13 protein-coding genes are annotated in these 17,810 nt (G+C 33.1%); 10 read left to right on the top strand and 3 right to left on the bottom strand.

Annotated features, from left to right (window positions below; genetic code table 11):
* Window positions 1–165: 165 nt before the first annotated feature.
* Window positions 166–633, top strand: coding sequence for a hypothetical protein (locus ACQ0RB_RS14085; RefSeq protein WP_430499222.1), 468 nt, complete (start codon window positions 166–168; stop codon window positions 631–633).
* A 62-nt stretch (window positions 634–695) separates the two neighbouring features.
* On the opposite strand, the gene ACQ0RB_RS14080 is transcribed toward ACQ0RB_RS14085, so the two are convergent.
* Together ACQ0RB_RS14080 and ACQ0RB_RS14075 are read right to left on the bottom strand one after the other, a co-directional pair.
* Window positions 696–1,076: a RidA family protein gene (locus ACQ0RB_RS14080; RefSeq protein ID WP_430499220.1), complete on the bottom strand. Its 381-nt coding sequence runs from the start codon at window positions 1,074–1,076 to the stop codon at window positions 696–698.
* A gap of 10 nt (window positions 1,077–1,086) precedes the next feature.
* The gene (locus tag ACQ0RB_RS14075; RefSeq protein WP_430499218.1) at window positions 1,087–3,852 is read right to left on the bottom strand and encodes a putative LPS assembly protein LptD; all 2,766 of its coding nucleotides are present in this window, start codon (window positions 3,850–3,852) and stop codon (window positions 1,087–1,089) included.
* 88 nt (window positions 3,853–3,940) lie between these two features.
* On the opposite strand from ACQ0RB_RS14075, the gene ACQ0RB_RS14070 reads away from it, so the two are divergent.
* From ACQ0RB_RS14070 to bshA, 8 genes are all read left to right on the top strand, one after another.
* Window positions 3,941–5,062 carry an N-acetylmuramoyl-L-alanine amidase gene (locus ACQ0RB_RS14070; protein WP_430499217.1) on the top strand — a complete coding sequence of 374 codons (1,122 nt, stop codon included), beginning with the start codon at window positions 3,941–3,943 and terminating at the stop codon, window positions 5,060–5,062.
* A gap of 53 nt (window positions 5,063–5,115) precedes the next feature.
* On the top strand, window positions 5,116–6,066 hold the full coding sequence (locus ACQ0RB_RS14065; RefSeq protein WP_430499215.1) for an MlaD family protein: 951 nt from the start codon (window positions 5,116–5,118) through the stop codon (window positions 6,064–6,066).
* 12 nt (window positions 6,067–6,078) lie between these two features.
* On the top strand, window positions 6,079–7,389 hold the full coding sequence (locus ACQ0RB_RS14060; protein ID WP_430499213.1) for a 4Fe-4S dicluster domain-containing protein: 1,311 nt from the start codon (window positions 6,079–6,081) through the stop codon (window positions 7,387–7,389).
* A gap of 9 nt (window positions 7,390–7,398) precedes the next feature.
* On the top strand, window positions 7,399–8,193 hold the full coding sequence (locus tag ACQ0RB_RS14055) for a (Fe-S)-binding protein (RefSeq protein WP_129760019.1): 795 nt from the start codon (window positions 7,399–7,401) through the stop codon (window positions 8,191–8,193).
* A 17-nt stretch (window positions 8,194–8,210) separates the two neighbouring features.
* Window positions 8,211–8,696 (top strand): ABC transporter ATPase, encoded by a 486-nt coding sequence (locus ACQ0RB_RS14050; RefSeq protein WP_430499211.1) that lies wholly within the window; start codon window positions 8,211–8,213, stop codon window positions 8,694–8,696.
* Between the two features lie 91 nt (window positions 8,697–8,787).
* Window positions 8,788–10,011 (top strand): phosphoserine phosphatase SerB, encoded by a 1,224-nt coding sequence (gene serB, locus ACQ0RB_RS14045; RefSeq protein ID WP_129760021.1) that lies wholly within the window; start codon window positions 8,788–8,790, stop codon window positions 10,009–10,011.
* A gap of 109 nt (window positions 10,012–10,120) precedes the next feature.
* Window positions 10,121–13,114, top strand: coding sequence for a glycoside hydrolase family 3 N-terminal domain-containing protein (locus tag ACQ0RB_RS14040; RefSeq protein ID WP_430499209.1), 2,994 nt, complete (start codon window positions 10,121–10,123; stop codon window positions 13,112–13,114).
* Window positions 13,115–13,116: 2 nt separating this feature from the next.
* Window positions 13,117–14,253 (top strand): N-acetyl-alpha-D-glucosaminyl L-malate synthase BshA, encoded by a 1,137-nt coding sequence (gene bshA, locus ACQ0RB_RS14035; RefSeq protein ID WP_430499207.1) that lies wholly within the window; start codon window positions 13,117–13,119, stop codon window positions 14,251–14,253.
* A gap of 56 nt (window positions 14,254–14,309) precedes the next feature.
* On the opposite strand, the gene ACQ0RB_RS14030 is transcribed toward bshA, so the two are convergent.
* Entirely contained in the window at window positions 14,310–14,786 is a 477-nt protein-coding gene (locus tag ACQ0RB_RS14030; RefSeq protein ID WP_134198907.1) for a hypothetical protein, read from the bottom strand.
* Between the two features lie 125 nt (window positions 14,787–14,911).
* Here ACQ0RB_RS14030 and ACQ0RB_RS14025 point away from each other — a divergent pair, with 125 nt between their 5' ends.
* Complete coding sequence (locus ACQ0RB_RS14025) at window positions 14,912–17,809, top strand: FAD-binding and (Fe-S)-binding domain-containing protein (RefSeq protein ID WP_430499205.1); 2,898 nt, start codon at window positions 14,912–14,914, stop codon at window positions 17,807–17,809.
* Window position 17,810: the final 1 nt, after the last annotated feature.

The following is a 17,810-nucleotide window of genomic DNA, read 5'->3' as shown; positions in this document are numbered from 1 at the left end:
TTTGGTGCGTACTTGAAAAGTTAAGTGCTAACCCATGTAACTACTCATAGCCGAAACCGTTGTAAAACATTTTAAGCTTCATTTCCCTAAGTTAAAAGACGCATTTACTAAATGATATTATAAGTAGAATTTTTAATTGCCTTCTTTTGTGAAAATTTTATTATCATGAAATCTACTTTAAAAATTTTAATATTTTTATTCTCGTTATACCAAGGATTTGGTCAAGAATTTCAATTTGAGCAAAAATTAATTGATAGTATTTATGTTAAAGCTCTTAATAATCGTTTTGATTTAATTTTATCAGATGGCTGGACTTATATTGAATTAAATGGCTTAGGAAAAAGATTGTCTAAATTGAATGTTTCAAATAGATTTAAGTTTCTTTCCAAGAATGAGCTAAACAAAATCGCTAAAAAAGAAAAAATTTATATGATTGAAACTTATCATAAGATAATCAACGAAAATACAATTGATATAAATTTCAAGTTCTTTTCTCTTTCGTTAATAGATGGAGTAATTTCTAAAAATCAAATTACGGATAAACCTAAGACCTATAATCCAGATATGAGATTTATTAAAGAAGAATCGAATTGGAATATCAAAATAAATGTATTTATATCTTTTTATGATTAAAAACGTTTCACAACAACGTTTATAGCTCATTGCGGTTGATTTCCTTCCGGAAAGTCCTCGTGTTATTTCACTGCAATCATACTAATTTCCACATTTACAAACTTAGGTAAATTAGCAACTTCTACAGTTTCTCTTGCAGGAGCAGTGTCTGGATTAAAATAAGTTCCGTATACCTCATTTATCTTTGAAAAGTTATTCATATCGCTAATGAATATTGAGGTTTTCACTACATTTTCAAACGTCATATCAGCAGCTTCCAAAACCGCTTTCATGTTTTCCATTACTTGCTTGGTTTCGGTTTGTATATCATCTAAAACCAACTCCATAGTTTCAGGATGCAATGCAATTTGCCCTGAAGTATATAAAGTGTTTCCTACAATTGTAGCTTGGTTGTATGGTCCAATAGGAGCAGGAGCTTTGGTGGTGTTGATTATTGTTTTCATAACGTAGTTATTATAATTGTTGGTCACGTTGCTTACGCTTATCGTATTTAAGGTCTTTAAGTAAGCTAGATTTTATTCCTATAAAGAAATTCCATGAGCTTCTGGTACTAAAAGGAATCCAGCTAAAGTTCATTCGCCAACTCAATAAATCTCTTTCAAATCGTAATTGCGTATAAGTAAATCCGTTGTTTTTAAAATCATAACCAGACGATGCACCAACGGTCCATCTAGGAGAAATTTCTACATCACCAGAAAACATTAACGAGTGTGATGATATTTCGTTTTGTCTAGCAGAGTTGGAGTAATTTACAGCGTAGGCTAAACGCAAGTTCCAAGGGATGACATAGTTGTATAATTCGCTTGGTTTTTCTTCTCTGTCATCTCTATCATCATCAGTTAAACGTTGATCTGCAAAATCTTCTGGTTTTCCAAAAAGGTCATCGGCACGACCACCACTTCTTAGAGACTCTTGTATAGCTCTATCGTTTGAATTATCGTCATCACCTTTTCCTGAAAAACTCTTGTTTGAAAGGCTATAACTCATGTTTACACTAGCTGAAGTTAACCTAAACAAGCTTCCGCCATTATTGATGTTGAGTTTATCTATTCTTTGATTGTTATTGTTTAACGCATAAGGATCAAACGTTGCACCAAAGTTAATACTCATTTTATTATCAAATATTTGAGTACCACCAGACATACGTATAGGACTCAATTTCATAGAGTCTGCTGCAAAATTATAAGACGTAGAAAAGTTAAGGTTGTTAAGTAATACTATCTTTTTAGGTTCGGTTTTTGTTGAATCTTTATCTCTTACTTTAGCTTCAAGGTTGTTGGAAAGAGATATTCCCATTGAGCTTGCGTAGTTCTTATTAGGAGATCCAAAAATAGATTCTTCAAATCTGCTGTATTCTACTTCACTAGATGTGGTTCCATCTGCAGCAACAATTTCATAAGTATCATAATACTGATCAAAAGCAGGATTAATACTATAACTTATTGATGGTCGCATAACATGTCGTATCGCCTGAATTTTTGTATCCTTTCCTTCTTTGGTAAAATCGTACATACCATAAATAGTTGTACCAATACTTGTGCTAAAATTATAAGTTCTAAAACTATCAAAGGTGTTTTTTTGAATAGTTACTTCTTCTTCAAGAGCTGCATCGTAGTATTTTCTAACAGTATTAAAGGTCCAGTTTTCTTCAAAATTTGTACTGGCACTCATACTAAAGTATTTAAATACTTTGAAGTTTGTGGTTAATGGAATACTGTGTTGTACACCCATTTTGGCATCATCAAACATTTCTTTTTTAAAGAACAACGAATCGGTAGTTTGAATTCTGTTTTCAGCTCTTACATTATACTGAAAGTTGATGTTATCTATAATTCCTTTTTTAGTTCCAACTTTAGGTTCAAAAGGATAAATTCTACTCACACTACCTTGAAATGTAGGTAATGTCATGTTGATTTGCTGAGTGTTGGTGTTTTGCGAGTGTGTCGCAGTCATATTCAAATTTACTTGTGGCTCGCCTTGAAAAGATTTCGAATATGAAATAGAGGATGATAATGTGTTATTTAAAAAGTTAGACGAGTTTAACTGATTAATAGACTGCTGATAATATCTACTACTACCTAAGTTTACAGAAGCCGAAAAACGCGAACTTGGGTTAGATTTTCCATCTTGTGAGTGTGACCATCTTATGTTGTAAACCGAAGTTTTTGAATAATCAGGGAATCCTCGTTCGCTACTAATTAGGTTTTCATACCTAAAACTCAAGTTACCTCTAAACTTGTAGCGCAACGCATAGTTAGATTCTATTCGCATTCCGTAACTACCATTAGTGTAATAATCTCCTAAAACAGCTAAATCAACATAATCATTAATAGCAAAATAGTAACCACCATTTTGTACAAAATACCCTCTGTCATTCTGTTCTCCAAACGAAGGAAAAATAACACCAGACGTTTGTTTTTTAGTCATTGGGAAGTAAGCAAAAGGCAAACCAATAGGTAGTGGCACATCATAAATAAACATGTTGGTAAGACCTGTTACCACTTTTTTACCAGGTACAATTTTAGCTTTACGCATTAAAAAGTAATATTCAGGATCGTCAAGATTTTCTGAAGTGGTAAACTTACCGCGTCGTATAAAATATACTGAGTCGTTTTCCTTTTTAGTTAAGTCAGCAATAATAGTCCCTCCGCTTTGCTCAGTCTTCGAATTAAATATTAATGCTTTTTTAGAATCGGTATTAAAGATAATAGAATCAGGTTCTACAACATTTTGTCCTTGTTTAAACACAGGAGCTTGACTATATCCTGTTGAGTCTTTTAATCGACCTGCATACACCAGATTTTTGTTGTAGTCAATTACAATAACTCCAGCTTTTATTTCCATATCTTCATAATACACTTCAGCTTGATTATAGAGATATATTTTGTTTTCCTTTTGATTTATAGATACGTAATCCTTTGCTTTATAGTTAACCTTACCGGATAAAAACTCCTTTTTCTTAGGAATACTATCAGAAGTAATGGAGTCGTTTTCTTTTAAATTTAAAGGTTGACTAAATAAAGAGTCCGATACTAGCGACAAAGTATCTCTTTCAGTTTTTGGAGTAATGGGTTCGGTAGATTTTGGTAAATCTTGAGAAAAGCCCAAAGTGTTAATAAACACTGTAAAACTTAGGGTAAAAAGTATTTGAAAGATGTTTGTACGCAATGCTTTTAAATGTATTTTTGTAAAAGTATGGCTCGGTTTTTGAATTGCCAAAATTACATATATTTTTTTGTGATTACAGTTAATTCGACCAAAATTTAAAAATTAAAATAAACCAAGTTAGTCAGCCGTTTAAACACATATGAGAACGTACATATTTTCCATAATCGTATTATTTATAGTTTATTTAACACCTGCACACGCATTTCAAAAGGATAAAGACCATTTTGTAGTGGTTTTAGATGCTGGTCATGGTGGTCATGATCCTGGTAATTTAGGAAGTGGTTATAAAGAAAAAGATATCGCTTTAAAAATTGCTTTAGAAGTAGGTAAGGAGTTATCAAAACATAAAGACATAAAAGTAATTTATACACGTAAAACAGATGTTTTTATTGAGCTTCGTGAACGTGCAGCCATTGCTAATAGAGCAGATGCCGATTTGTTTGTGTCTATTCACTGTAATGCACATCACTCTAGTGCAAATGGCACCGAAACGTTTGTTTTAGGAGCAGCAAATACACAACGAAATTTTGAAATTGCTAAAAAAGAAAACGAAGTAATTTTCTTAGAGGCTAACTATGAAACACACTATGAAGGGTTTAACCCTAATTCTCCTGAGTCATCAATAGGCTTGGGTGTAATACAAGAAGTATATACTGAAAATAGTATTAAACTAGCAAGACTTATTGAAGATAATTTTTCTGGGAAATTGTCACGAAAAAGTAGAGGCGTAAAGCAAGCTAGCCTTTGGGTGTTACACAACACCTATATGCCAAGTGTGTTAATTGAAGTTGGTTTTTTAACCTATAAACCTGAAGGAAAGTTTTTAAATTCCTCTAGTGGTCAAACATCAATGGCTATAGGTATTAGAGATGCTATTTTAAGTTATAAAGATGAATTATCATTAAATGTAGGTGAAAGTATTTTTTCTGATAAATTACCAGATAAACAACCACCTATAGAAAACGAAACCATACCAGAGACTAAAGAAGTCTTCCCAAATATTGTGTTTAAAGTTCAAATAGCAGCAAGTTCTAGACAACTAGAGCCTAAACCTTACAACTTTAAGGGACTAGATAATATCTCTAGAAAAAAGGAAGATGGCTTGTATAAATATTATTATGGTTATACTTCAGATTATAATGAAGTACAAAGACTTCAAAATGAAGCTAAAGCTAAAGGCTATACTACCTGCTTTATAGTAGCTTATAGAGACGGAAACAAAATAGATGTTTCAGAAGCTATTAAAAGTACCTCTAATTAGAAACATTCTTTATATATTTATCATTAATTTTGTGTAACCAAACACACTGAACATTGAAAATATCAAGAGAAGTTAAAACAGCTATACTGGTCATATCAGGAATTGTTCTGTTTATTTATTTATTCAATTACTTAAAAGGTGAAAATCTTTTAGATTCTTCAAGAACCTATTATACTGTTTATGATAATGTTGAAGGACTTGCGCCTTCTACGCCTGTAACCATTAATGGCTTTAGTGTAGGTAAGGTTCAAGATATTTCTTTTACCGATGATGGATCAGGAAAATTATTGGTAAAATTACTTGTTGACAATGATTTTAAATTTTCTAAAAATAGTAAAGCGCAGTTATACGATTTAGGTTTAATAGGAGGAAAAGGAGTAGCAATTATACCAGCGTTTGATAATGCCGAAATAGCAAAAAGCGGTTCGTATTTAGAGTCTAGTGTTAAAGGTGGTTTGTCTGAATTGGTTAATCAGCGCTTAACTCCTTTACAAGAGAAAATTGAAACTATGATGGTGAGTGCAGATTCGTTACTGTCTAATTTAAATGATGTGTTTGATGAAGAAGCTAAAGCAAATTTAAGAGGTAGTATTGCTGGTTTAAACCAAACCATTTCTACTTTCAAAAGCACGTCTGAAACCATAAACAAATTATTAAAAGACAATCAAGAAAGTTTAAACAGTACGTTAGCCAATGCTGAAAACTTAACCAATAACTTGTCTAAAATAACCGATTCAGTTGCCGATGCCAATTTAGGTGCAACCTTAAAGAATTTACAACAAACCGTTAACGGACTCAATAGCGTGTTGGCTAGTATAGATAATGGTGAAGGTACTATTGGTAAGTTATTAAAAGACGATGCATTATATAAAAATTTAGAAGGCGCTTCAAAAGAAATGGAGTTATTACTATTAGATATAAAACTACATCCTGCACGATACAGACGTATTTTATCTAAAAAGGAAATCCCTTACCAAGCACCTACTGAAGAACAAATGAATTAGATTATTTCTACTATGCAATTTATACCAAACATACTTTTTGCTATAGCACTTATTCTTGGAATAGGATTTTTTGCAAAAAATGTCAAAAAACTTATTCGTAACATCAAACTAGGACAAGATGTTGATGTAAGCGATAATAAATCACAACGATGGAAAAACATGACCATGATTGCTTTAGGGCAAAGCAAAATGGTAAAACGTCCAATTGCAGGTGTACTTCACGTTATTGTATATGTAGGCTTTGTAATCATCAATATTGAAGTACTTGAAATTATTATCGATGGACTTTTTGGAACGCATCGCCTATTTTCAAAAATGGGAACATTATATGGTGTTCTTATAGGCACTTTTGAAGTATTAGCAGCATTAGTATTTGTATCAGTTGTAATCTTCTGGGTTAGAAGAAATGTTATTAAGCTACAACGTTTCTGGAAATCTGAAATGAAAGGTTGGCCAAAAAATGATGGTAATTTCATTTTATATTTTGAAATGGTATTGATGACTTTATTTTTGGTTATGAATGCTACCGATGTTCATTTTCAAGATATGAATTCGGGTAATGTGATTAGTCAATACATAGCACCTATGTTTTCTGGATTAGCAGATTCTACATTGCATATTATAGAACGTAGTGCCTGGTGGCTACATATTTTAGGAATTTTAGTATTCCTCAATTACTTATATTATTCAAAGCATTTACATATTTTACTTGCATTTCCAAACACTTACTACGGAAAAGTAAATCCAAAAGGACAGTTAAACAATTTGGAAGCAGTTACTAACGAAGTTAAAATGATGATGGACCCAAATGCAGATCCATTTGCAGCACCTGAAGAAGGTGCAGAAGACGAGGTTCCTGCAAAGTTTGGTGCAAGTGATGTGCAAGATTTAAACTGGGTACAACTACTTAATGCTTATACATGTACTGAGTGTGGTAGATGTACAAGCGAATGTCCTGCTAACCAAACAGGAAAAAAATTATCGCCTCGTAAAATCATGATGGATACTCGTGATCGATTAGAAGAAGTTGGTAAAAATATCGATGCTAATGGAGGTGAGTTTAAAGATGATGGAAAACAACTCTTAGGAGATTATATCTCTACCGAAGAACTTTGGGCGTGTACAACTTGTAATGCATGTACAGAAGCGTGTCCTGTAAGTATCGATCCATTATCAATTATTATAGAAATGAGACGTTATTTAGTAATGGAACAAAGTGCTGCTCCAATGGAGCTTAACAATATGATGACCAATATTGAAAACAATGGAGCACCTTGGCCATATAACCAAATGGACCGTTTAAATTGGGCTAACGAAGAATAATATTAGGGTATGAGCGAGAAACTAAAAGTGCCTACAATGGCAGAGTATATGGCAGAAGGTAAACAACCAGAAATTTTATTTTGGGTTGGATCTGCTGGTAGTTATGACGATAGAGCAAAAAAAATATCAAGAGCTTTTGTTAAAGTACTTCACAAAGCTAATGTTGATTTTGCAGTATTAGGAACCGAAGAAAGTAATACTGGAGACGTTGCTAAACGCGCAGGAAATGAGTTCTTGTTTCAAATGCAAGCAATGACTAACATTGAAATACTTAATGCTTACGAAGTAAAACGCATAGTAACTGCGTGTCCACATTCATATAATACCTTAAAAAACGAATATCCTCAATTAGGTGGTGTGTACGAAGTATTACATCATACTCAATTTATTGAAGAATTGATGAGTTCTGGTCGTTTAAAACTAAAAAGTGACTCCACTTTAAACGGAAAGCGTATTACGTTTCATGACCCATGCTATTTAGGAAGAGCTAACGAGGTGTATGAAGCACCAAGAAATCTACTTAAAAGTTTAGGTGTTGATTTAGTAGAAATGAAACGCAACCGTAGTACTGCTTTATGTTGTGGTGCTGGAGGAGCTCAAATGTTTAAAGAACCTGAAAAAGGAGATAAAGACATTAACGTGCTACGTACTGAAGACGCGCTTAAAACTAACCCAAATATAATTGCTACAGGTTGTCCGTATTGTAATACAATGATGACCGATGGTGTTAAAGCAAAAGAACGCGAGTCAGATATTAAAGTATTTGATATCGTTGAAATCATAGCAAATAGCGAAGAGCTTTAATAAATTAAAACAAAAAAATGCTAGTAGATTTTGATACATTACCAAACGAATCTAGAGTTTGGATATACCAAGCCAACCGTTCATTTAACGACGATGAGCTTGCTCAATTAGAAGAACAATTAAGTCAGTTTATTCAAAACTGGACTGCTCACGGAAGCAATCTTCAATCAGGATACAAAATTGTTTATAAGCGATTTATAGTAATTGCATTAAATCAAAACTTTAACCAAGCATCAGGATGCAGTATTGATGCTTCAGTGCATTTTATTCAGCAATTAGAAAAGCAGTACGATGTAGATTTAATGGATAAAATGAATGTGTCTTACAAACAAGGAGAGTTTATAGCATACAAGCCACTTATGGACTTTAAAAAGATGGCTAAAGACAAAGCTGTGTCTAAAAACACCATTGTATTTAATAATTTAGTGACTAACATTGCTGAGTTTAAAGACAGTTGGGAAGTACCTGCAAGCGAGAGTTGGCATAGTCGATTTTTAAATTGAAAAATTAACCTTGTTTTTACACGCCAAAACTTTTATAATTCAAATAGTTTAGTCATTTTTACTTCTCTTTTTAACGAGATACATAGTTCAAATGGCAAACGACATCTTTTTACTTAACATTTCAGGACAAGATAAACCAGGTTTAACTTCAGCTTTAACAGGTGTTTTAGCACAATATGGTGCAAAAGTTTTAGATATTGGTCAAGCTAATATTCATGATACTTTGTCCTTAGGTATTTTGTTTGAAATAGGTACTGGCAAAAAGTCAGCTGCGGTTTTAAAAGACTTACTTTTTAAAGCTTATGAACTTAATATCACTGCTAAGTTTACACCTATTTCTTTAGAAGATTATGAAAGCTGGGTGAACCTTCAAGGCAAAGACCGTTACATTGTGACTATTCTTGGTGAACGATTAGCAGCAGAACAAATCTCAGAAGTCACCAAAATCATTTCTGATAAAAATTTAAACATTGACTCTATAAAACGTTTAACAGGGAGAACCTCTTTAGTTAAAGAAGAAGAATACCCAAGAGCATCAATTCAGTTATCAATACGAGGAAAAATTGATGATAAGCAAGAGCTAACAGCTAGATTTGTGCAGGTTTCAAAAGATTTAGATGTAGATATCGCTTTTCAGGAAGACAATATATTTAGACGTAACAGACGCTTGGTGTGTTTTGATATGGACTCTACCTTAATTCAAACTGAAGTTATTGACGAATTAGCAGAACTTGCTGGTGTAGGAGAAGAAGTAAAAGCTATTACAGAATCTGCTATGCAAGGTGAAATAGATTTTAATGAAAGCTTTAAAAGACGTATGAAACTTTTAAAGGGACTTCGTGAAGAAGTGCTACAAGACGTTGCCGAAAGATTACCAATTACAAAAGGAGCAAGACGACTAATAGATACTTTACATAACTACGGATTTAAAACTGCAATCCTTTCAGGTGGTTTTACTTATTTTGGGGATTATCTTCAAAAAAAGCTCGACATAGACTACGTGTTTGCAAACCAATTGGAGATTAAAGATGGTGTCTTAACTGGTGGTTATCTTGGAGAAATAGTTGATGGTAACAAAAAAGCTGAATACTTACAGTTATTGGCTAAAAAAGAAGGAATAGATATTAGTCAAACCATTGCTGTTGGTGATGGAGCCAATGATTTACCAATGCTAAATCTTGCTGGTTTGGGAATAGCGTTTCATGCTAAGCCTAAAGTAAAAAACAATGCGCAAAGTTCAATTTCTAGTATTGGTTTGGATGGTGTATTGTACCTCTTGGGTTATCACGATAGACATATTGACTTGTTGGATTAGCAGTTGTTAATTATCTTCTTTATAAATCTATCTTAAAGTGCTTCAAACTTCTTTGTAAAAATGGTATTTTGGCATAGTTTTTAATTCATTATACCAAAAACTTTAATGTATGAGATGCATTTTCTCCCTTATATCTATCATATTCCTCTCTTTTACTACTATAAGTTGTGCTCAAGAAGAGAAACAGCAAGTATTACCACAGCAAGATTTAACAAATCCATTGCTTCATAAAGATGTTGAAGCACAACAAAAATGGGTTGATAGCATTTACAATGCTATGTCTTTGGAAGAAAAGTTAGGACAATTGTTTATGGTTCAGGTGTTTTCTAGTCAAGATAAAGCGACTAAAACCAAAATAGTTAAACTTATTAAAGACCAACACATAGGTGGATTAATTTATTCAAAAGGAGGACCTGTGCGTCAAGCTAGACTTAATAACGAATTGCAGGCTGCTGCTAAAGTTCCGTTGTTAATTGGTATGGATGCAGAATGGGGTTTAAGCATGCGTTTAGATTCTACTTATGCATTTCCTTGGAATATGACACTAGGAGCTATTAGAGATAATGCATTAGTTGAAAAAACAGGTTATCAAATAGGAGAGCATAACAAACGTCTTGGAGTGCATTTTAATTTTGCACCAGTTGTAGATATCAATACAAACCCTAAAAACCCAATTATTGGTAATCGCTCGTTTGGTGAAGATAGAGATAACGTTACCGAAAAAGCTTTAGCATTTATGAAAGGAATGCAAAGTGCTGGAGTATTGGCAAACGCTAAACATTTTCCAGGTCATGGTGATACCGAAAGCGATTCACATAAAACATTACCTACGATTACATTTGATGAAAAACGAATTGATTCTATAGAGTTATATCCTTATAAAAAACTAATAAAAGAAGGCTTAAGCAGTGTTATGGTTGCACATCTTAGCGTACCTAGTTTAGAACCAAGACCAGGTTATCCTTCGTCATTATCTAAACACATTGTTACTGATATTTTAAAAGACTCACTTCAGTTTAAAGGATTAATTTTTACTGATGCGCTTGAAATGAAAGGTGTTGCTGATTATGTTGAAAAAGGTATAGATGGCAACAGTACTACAAAAATGCCTCAAGGAGGTGAAAATGATTTAAAAGCCTTTTTAGCTGGTAATGATGTGATGCTAATGTCTGAAAACCTTGAACAAGCCATAAAACTATTTGCTACTGCTTATACTGATAGTATTATTACTGAAGAACGATTATCGCATTCGGTAAAAAAAATATTGATGGCAAAATACAAAGTTGGTTTAAATAAGTATTCTCCTATAGGAATCCACAATTTGGTTGAAGACTTAAATAGACTTAAAGATGATTTGCTGTACGAAAACCTTATGGAGAATGCAATAACGGTTGTGCGTAATAAAGAAGATATCTTGCCTTTACGAAAGCTTGATGAAAAGAAAATTGCTTATGTAAGCTTTGGAGATGATGATGGTACTCCGTTTTATGAGGAATTAAAAAAGTACACTAAAGTACACCATGTTAAAGCCGAAAAGCTTGATGAATTACTTACTAAACTTCAAAATTATAACACTGTGATTGTTGGGTTGCACAAGTCTAATGCTTCGCCTTGGAAAGACTATAAGTTTAAAGATCAAGAGTTGGTTTGGTTGTACGAAATTGCAAGAACCAATAAAGTTATTTTAGACGTATTCGCACGTCCTTATGCTTTAATCGATTTGCATACTGTTGAAAACATTGAAGGTATTGTGGTGAGTTACCAAAACAGTGCTATAGCTCAGCAAAAATCTGCTCAAGTAGTATTTGGAGCTGTTGCTGCAAAAGGCGCATTACCTGTGTCTACAGGCATTCATTTTAAAGTAGGCGACGGAATTACTTATAACAGTATAAAATCCTTGAGTTATGGCTTGCCAGAGCAGGTTGGTATGAGTTCTGAAAAGTTATCAAAACTAGATTCAGTGGCTAATTATGCTATTAGCAATCAAATGACTCCTGGTATACAGCTATTAGTTGCCAGAAAAGGAAAAGTGGTTTACAACAAAAACTTTGGAAAACATAGATACGAAGGAGATGACAAAGTAAAATTTGAAGATTTGTATGATGTAGCTTCTTTAACCAAAATTTTGGCAACACTACCATTGCTCATGGAGTTAGAAGAAAAAGGAGCACTATCGTTAGATACTAAACTATCTAAAATATTACCTGAGTATAAAAGTTCGAATAAATCTGACATTACCATAAAAGAAATGCTATCGCATTATGCAAGATTAAAACCTTGGGTTCCATTTTATGCAGCCACATTAGATAGCGTCACAAAAAAACCAGATGCTAAATACTACCGAAGAAAATACAGTCCTAACTTTAGTATTAAAGTAGCAGAAGAAGTTTATTTACGTCACGATTATCCTGATTCTATACAAAAAATCATAAAGGATAGCGATTTACTATCAAGACAAAGGTATAGGTATAGCGATTTACCATATTATATTTTAAAGAAATATATTGAGAGCTATTATGACAAACCTCTTGATGAACTAGTTCAAGAACACTTTTACCAATCATTGGGAGCAAATTATACGACATACAATCCGTCACAACTTTTTAGTAATTCACAGATAGTTCCTACTGAAATTGACGACTATTACAGATATCAAGAAGTACATGGTTATGTACATGACATGGGAGCAGCAATGCAAAATGGAGTAGGTGGTCATGCAGGAATTTTTAGCAATGCTAATGATGTTGCCAAAATCATGCAAATGTTTTTACAAAAAGGCTTTTATGGAGGTAAGCGATACTTTAAAACTGAAACTTTAGATAAGTTCAATAAATGTTACTATTGTCATAGAGATAACAGGAGAGGTGTTGGTTTTGATAAACCACAATTAGGTGAAGAAGGTCCAACCTGTGGTTGTTTATCCTTACAAAGTTTTGGGCATTCAGGGTTTACAGGAACCTATGCTTGGGCAGATCCTGAAGAAGAAATAGTTTATATCTTTTTAGCAAATAGAACCTATCCTAGAGCTGGAAAAAACTTGCTTTTAAGAGAAAATATTAGAACAGAAATACAACGTTTAATTTACGAAGCGATTATAGAATAAAAATGAAAATAGGAATTGTTTGTTATCCTACATTTGGAGGAAGTGGAGTTGTTGCTACCGAACTTGGTTTAGAACTTTCTAAACGTGGTCACGAAATACATTTTATCACTTACAGTCAACCTGTACGATTAGAATTATTAAGTACAAAAGTACACTTTCATGAAGTAAATGTACCTGAATATCCATTGTTTCATTATCAACCTTATGAGTTAGCATTATCTAGCAAGTTGGTAGATATGGTAAAGCTTCATGGTATTGAAATACTACACGTGCATTATGCGATTCCTCATGCTTATGCAGCTTACATGGCTAAAAAGATGTTGCAAGAAGAAGGTATTTATGTTCCTATTGTAACAACGCTTCACGGAACAGATATTACGCTTGTTGGTAACCATCCATTTTATAAGCCTGCAGTAACATTTAGTATCAATAAATCTGATGCTGTAACGTCGGTTTCTGAAAGTTTAAAAGAAGACACTTTAAGATTATTTGATATAAAAAATGATATAGAAGTTATTCCAAACTTTATTGATGTTGGTAAATACAAGCATACGTTTACCGATTGTCAACGAGGTATGATGGCTAATGAAGACGAAAAAATAATTACCCACATTAGTAACTTTAGGCCTGTAAAGCAAATTACTGATGTTGTAAAGGTGTTTTATAATATTCAAAAGGAAATTCCTGCTAAACTAATGATGGTAGGAGAAGGTCCTGAGCGTAAACCTGCTGAACAATTATGCGAACAGTTAGGAATAAGTGATAAGGTTATTTTCTTCGGTAACAGTAACGAAGTTGATAGAATTTTGTGTTTTAGTGATTTGTTCTTGCTACCTTCAATAACTGAAAGTTTTGGGTTAGCTGCTCTTGAAGCTATGGTGTCTGGAGTTCCTGTTATTTCTAGTAATACAGGTGGAATTCCAGAGGTAAATATTGAAGGAGTTACAGGGTTTTTAAGTAATGTAAATGATGTGGAAAGTATGAGTAAAAATGCAGTTCATATTTTAAGTGATGAAAAACGCTTAGCAATATTTAAGCAAAACGCTAGGGAAGAAGCTGCCAAGTTTGATATTCATAAAATAGTTCCGCAATACGAAGCAATATATAAAGATACCTTGCAAAAATGTATGGTACTGTAAAAAAGAAAAACCACCTTTTGCAAGGTGGTTTTTTTATAAAAGTAGTTTCTTAATTATTAGAATTGATATCTAATACCTAAGGCTATATCAAAATCAACATCGTCTCTATAGTCTCCAAAGCCTAACTCTGGTCTAAAGTCAAGTGACAATAGTAAAGGAATATCAAAATTATATTCAATACCTATATCACCAGCAGCAAAGATGAACGTTTCATCATCAAAATCATTGTTATCGAAGCTGTATGAACCAACTCCACCACCAGCACCAGCATACCAGTTAAAGCCACCATCTATATTCCAAACCCATTGGTATAAACCAGCAAGTTTAAAACCGTCGTATCCATTTCCGCTTCGCCAACCTAAATCAAACTCCAATCGGTTATTATCACCTAATCCTCTTTGGTAAGAAACTTCTGCTCCAAATCCGTCACTATCACCTAGTCTAAGACCTATAGCGTTTGGAGAAATATCTTGCGCATTCGATAATGTAGTAAAGCCAATAAATGCAATGGCTAATAAAAATAATTTTTTCATAAATTTTAAAGTTTTAAAGTTTTAACGCAGCTACTTAATGTTTATTTTAGTTGAATAATAAATATAAGCAAAAAGAGCATGCATAGTATATATACGATAAAAATAAATATTAAGATGTTAAGAATATGCTAAAGAGCCTAAAAGACCAACTAGATGGTGAGTTGTTTTTAGACGATTTAACAACGTCTATTTATGCTACTGATGCCTCTGTTTATCGCATGAAACCTTCTGCTGTTGCATACCCAAAAACAGTACAAGACATTAAAACACTTATTGCTTATGCCAATACAAATAACACCTCATTAATACCTAGAACCGCAGGAACATCATTAGCAGGACAATGTGTTGGCAAAGGTATTGTTGTTGATGTATCCAAGTATTTCACAAAAATTATCTCTCTTGATAAAGAGAACAAAACAGTTACTGTTCAACCAGGAGTGGTTAGAGATGCGCTTAACAACTATCTAAAACCTTACGGACTCTTTTTTGGTCCTAATACATCAACATCCAATCGTTGTATGATAGGAGGAATGGTTGGTAATAATTCATCAGGGACAACCTCTATTCAATATGGAGTTACAAGAGATAAAGTTGTAGAATTACATACTGTGTTGAGTGATGGAAGCGAAGTGGTTTTTGGAGATATATCCAAAAATGAGTTTAACACTAAAATGACATTAAATACTTTAGAAGGTCATATTTACAAAAGTATGTTCTCTGAATTAGAACCTGAAATTGTTAGAGCCAATATAAAAGCTAATTTCCCAAAACCAGAAATTCATCGTCGCAATACTGGTTATGCTATTGACGAACTTATAAATACCGAACTTTTTGAAGGCGAATACCCTTTTAATATGTGTAAATTACTTTCGGGTAGTGAAGGTACTTTGGCATTCACAACGCAAATCACTTTAAAACTTGACGAGCTACCACCAACCAAAAGTATAATGGTAGCTGCACATTTTAGTACTATAAACAGTTGTCTTGATGCAGTTGCAGCCACTATGAACCATAACTTGTACACTTGCGAAATGCTAGATAAAACCATATTGGATTTAACAAAGCATAACAAAGTTCAACAAGCTAACAGGCAGTTTATTAAAGATGATCCTGAGGCTATATTAATGTGCGAAATTAGAGCAAATACCATTGATGAAGCTAAAAAACAAGTAGAAGCTCTAATAAAAACTATAGAATTAACAGGTTTAAGTTATGCTAATGTTATTCTAATGGATGACGCTATTGATAAAGCCAACGAACTTAGAAAAGCAGGTTTAGGTTTGTTGGGTAATATGATTGGTGATAAAAAGTCAGCTGCATGTATTGAAGATACTGCTGTTGCGCTTCCCGATTTAGCAAATTACATTAGTGAGTTTACACAAATAATGAATAGCTATAAACAAAAAGCTATTTATTATGCACATGCTGGAGCAGGAGAATTGCATTTGAGACCAGTTTTAAATCTTAAAAAGTCTGAAGATGTTATTTTATTTAGAAAAATAACCACTGATGTAGCAAAATTAGTGAAGAAATATAAAGGCTCTATGAGTGGAGAGCATGGAGATGGTATTGTAAGAGCTGAATTTATCCCGATGATGATTGGCGAGGACAACTACCAGTTATTAAAACGTATCAAATCTGTTTTTGATCCAAATAATATCTTTAATCCTGGAAAAATTGTAGATGCGTATCCAATGGACGAATCTCTGCGTTATGTTCCTGACAGAAAAGAGCCAATGGTTGAAACACTAATGGATTTTTCAGCATCAGAAGGCATTTTACGAGAAGCTGAAAAGTGCAATGGTTCTGGTGATTGTAGAAAATTACCTGAATTTGGAGGAACAATGTGTCCAAGTTATCGTGCTACTAAAAACGAAAAAGATACCACAAGAGCTAGAGCTAATGCGTTGCGTGAGTTTTTAACACAATCGGATAAAGTAAATAAGTTTAATCATCATGAATTGAAAGAAGTGTTCGATTTGTGCTTGAGCTGTAAAGCCTGTGCTAGTGAATGTCCAAGTAGCGTGGACGTAGCTACTCTAAAGGCTGAGTTTCAGTATCAATATCAAAAGGCAAACGGATTTAAATCTAAAGACCGTTTTTTTGCACAATCCACTAAGTACAATAAACTAGCTGCTCAATTTCCTAAGTTATCCAATGCATTATTTCAGCAGAAATTCACATCAAGTATCATTAAAAAGAGCATTGGTGTTCATGCAGATAGAAGTTTGCCAAAAGTTACCAAGCCGTTTTCTAAGCTACAACAGCATCAAACGAATACTACTAATAAACCTATAAAAACGGTTTATCTTTTCGTAGATGAATTTATTAATTACTTAGAATCTCATATCGCTCTTGATGCTAAAATTCTTTTAGAAACTTTGAATTATAAAGTGGTTATAATCGACACTTTAGAAAGTGGACGAAGCTATATTTCAAAAGGGTTTTTAGAAGAATCTAAAATATTGACTAATAGAAACATAAAACACTTTAATTCATTAATTACTAAAAGCACACCTTTAGTAGGCATTGAACCTTCAGCTATATTAACTTTTAAAGATGAATATATAAAATTAGCGGACGATAAAACATCTGCTGAAGCAATTGCAAAACACACCTTTTTAGTAGAAGAGTTTATCCAACAGGAAGTAGAATTGGGTAATATAAAACCTGAGCAATTTACTTTAGAAGCAAAAACCATAAAGTTTCATGGACATTGTCATCAAAAGGCATTGGCAAATCAACTTTCTAGTTTTACAGTTTTAAATCTCCCTAAAAACTATAAAGTCACTATTATTCCTAGTGGTTGTTGTGGAATGGCTGGAAGTTTTGGTTATGAAAAAGAGCACTACAAAGTGAGTATGCAAGTTGGTAACCAAACCTTGTTTCCTGCTGTAAAAAAAGCGTCTAAAGATGTGATTATTTCAGCTAATGGAACTAGTTGTAGACATCAAATAAAAGATGGAACTTCTCGAGAAGCATTACATCCGGTAACTATACTAAAAGAAGCTTTATTAAAATAAA

This window comes from Gaetbulibacter sp. PBL-D1, from assembly GCF_050509525.1.
GTDB lineage: Bacteria > Bacteroidota > Bacteroidia > Flavobacteriales > Flavobacteriaceae > Gaetbulibacter_B > Gaetbulibacter_B jejuensis.
Note: the sequence above shows the minus strand (reverse complement) of the source record. Positions and strands in the feature narration are given on the sequence as shown.

What these genes read in the sequence shown, in the direction of transcription:
- ACQ0RB_RS14080 (WP_430499220.1), bottom strand. Translation starts at nt 1,076, where the DNA reads ATGAAAACAATAATCAACACCACCAAAGCTCCTGCTCCTATTGGACCA.
- ACQ0RB_RS14070 (WP_430499217.1), top strand. Translation starts at nt 3,941, where the DNA reads ATGAGAACGTACATATTTTCCATAATCGTATTATTTATAGTTTATTTA.
- ACQ0RB_RS14085 (WP_430499222.1), top strand. Translation starts at nt 166, where the DNA reads ATGAAATCTACTTTAAAAATTTTAATATTTTTATTCTCGTTATACCAA.
- ACQ0RB_RS14060 (WP_430499213.1), top strand. Translation starts at nt 6,079, where the DNA reads ATGCAATTTATACCAAACATACTTTTTGCTATAGCACTTATTCTTGGA.
- serB (WP_129760021.1), top strand. Translation starts at nt 8,788, where the DNA reads ATGGCAAACGACATCTTTTTACTTAACATTTCAGGACAAGATAAACCA.
- ACQ0RB_RS14025 (WP_430499205.1), top strand. Translation starts at nt 14,912, where the DNA reads ATGCTAAAGAGCCTAAAAGACCAACTAGATGGTGAGTTGTTTTTAGAC.
- ACQ0RB_RS14030 (WP_134198907.1), bottom strand. Translation starts at nt 14,786, where the DNA reads ATGAAAAAATTATTTTTATTAGCCATTGCATTTATTGGCTTTACTACA.
- ACQ0RB_RS14050 (WP_430499211.1), top strand. Translation starts at nt 8,211, where the DNA reads ATGCTAGTAGATTTTGATACATTACCAAACGAATCTAGAGTTTGGATA.
- bshA (WP_430499207.1), top strand. Translation starts at nt 13,117, where the DNA reads ATGAAAATAGGAATTGTTTGTTATCCTACATTTGGAGGAAGTGGAGTT.
- ACQ0RB_RS14040 (WP_430499209.1), top strand. Translation starts at nt 10,121, where the DNA reads ATGAGATGCATTTTCTCCCTTATATCTATCATATTCCTCTCTTTTACT.
- ACQ0RB_RS14055 (WP_129760019.1), top strand. Translation starts at nt 7,399, where the DNA reads ATGAGCGAGAAACTAAAAGTGCCTACAATGGCAGAGTATATGGCAGAA.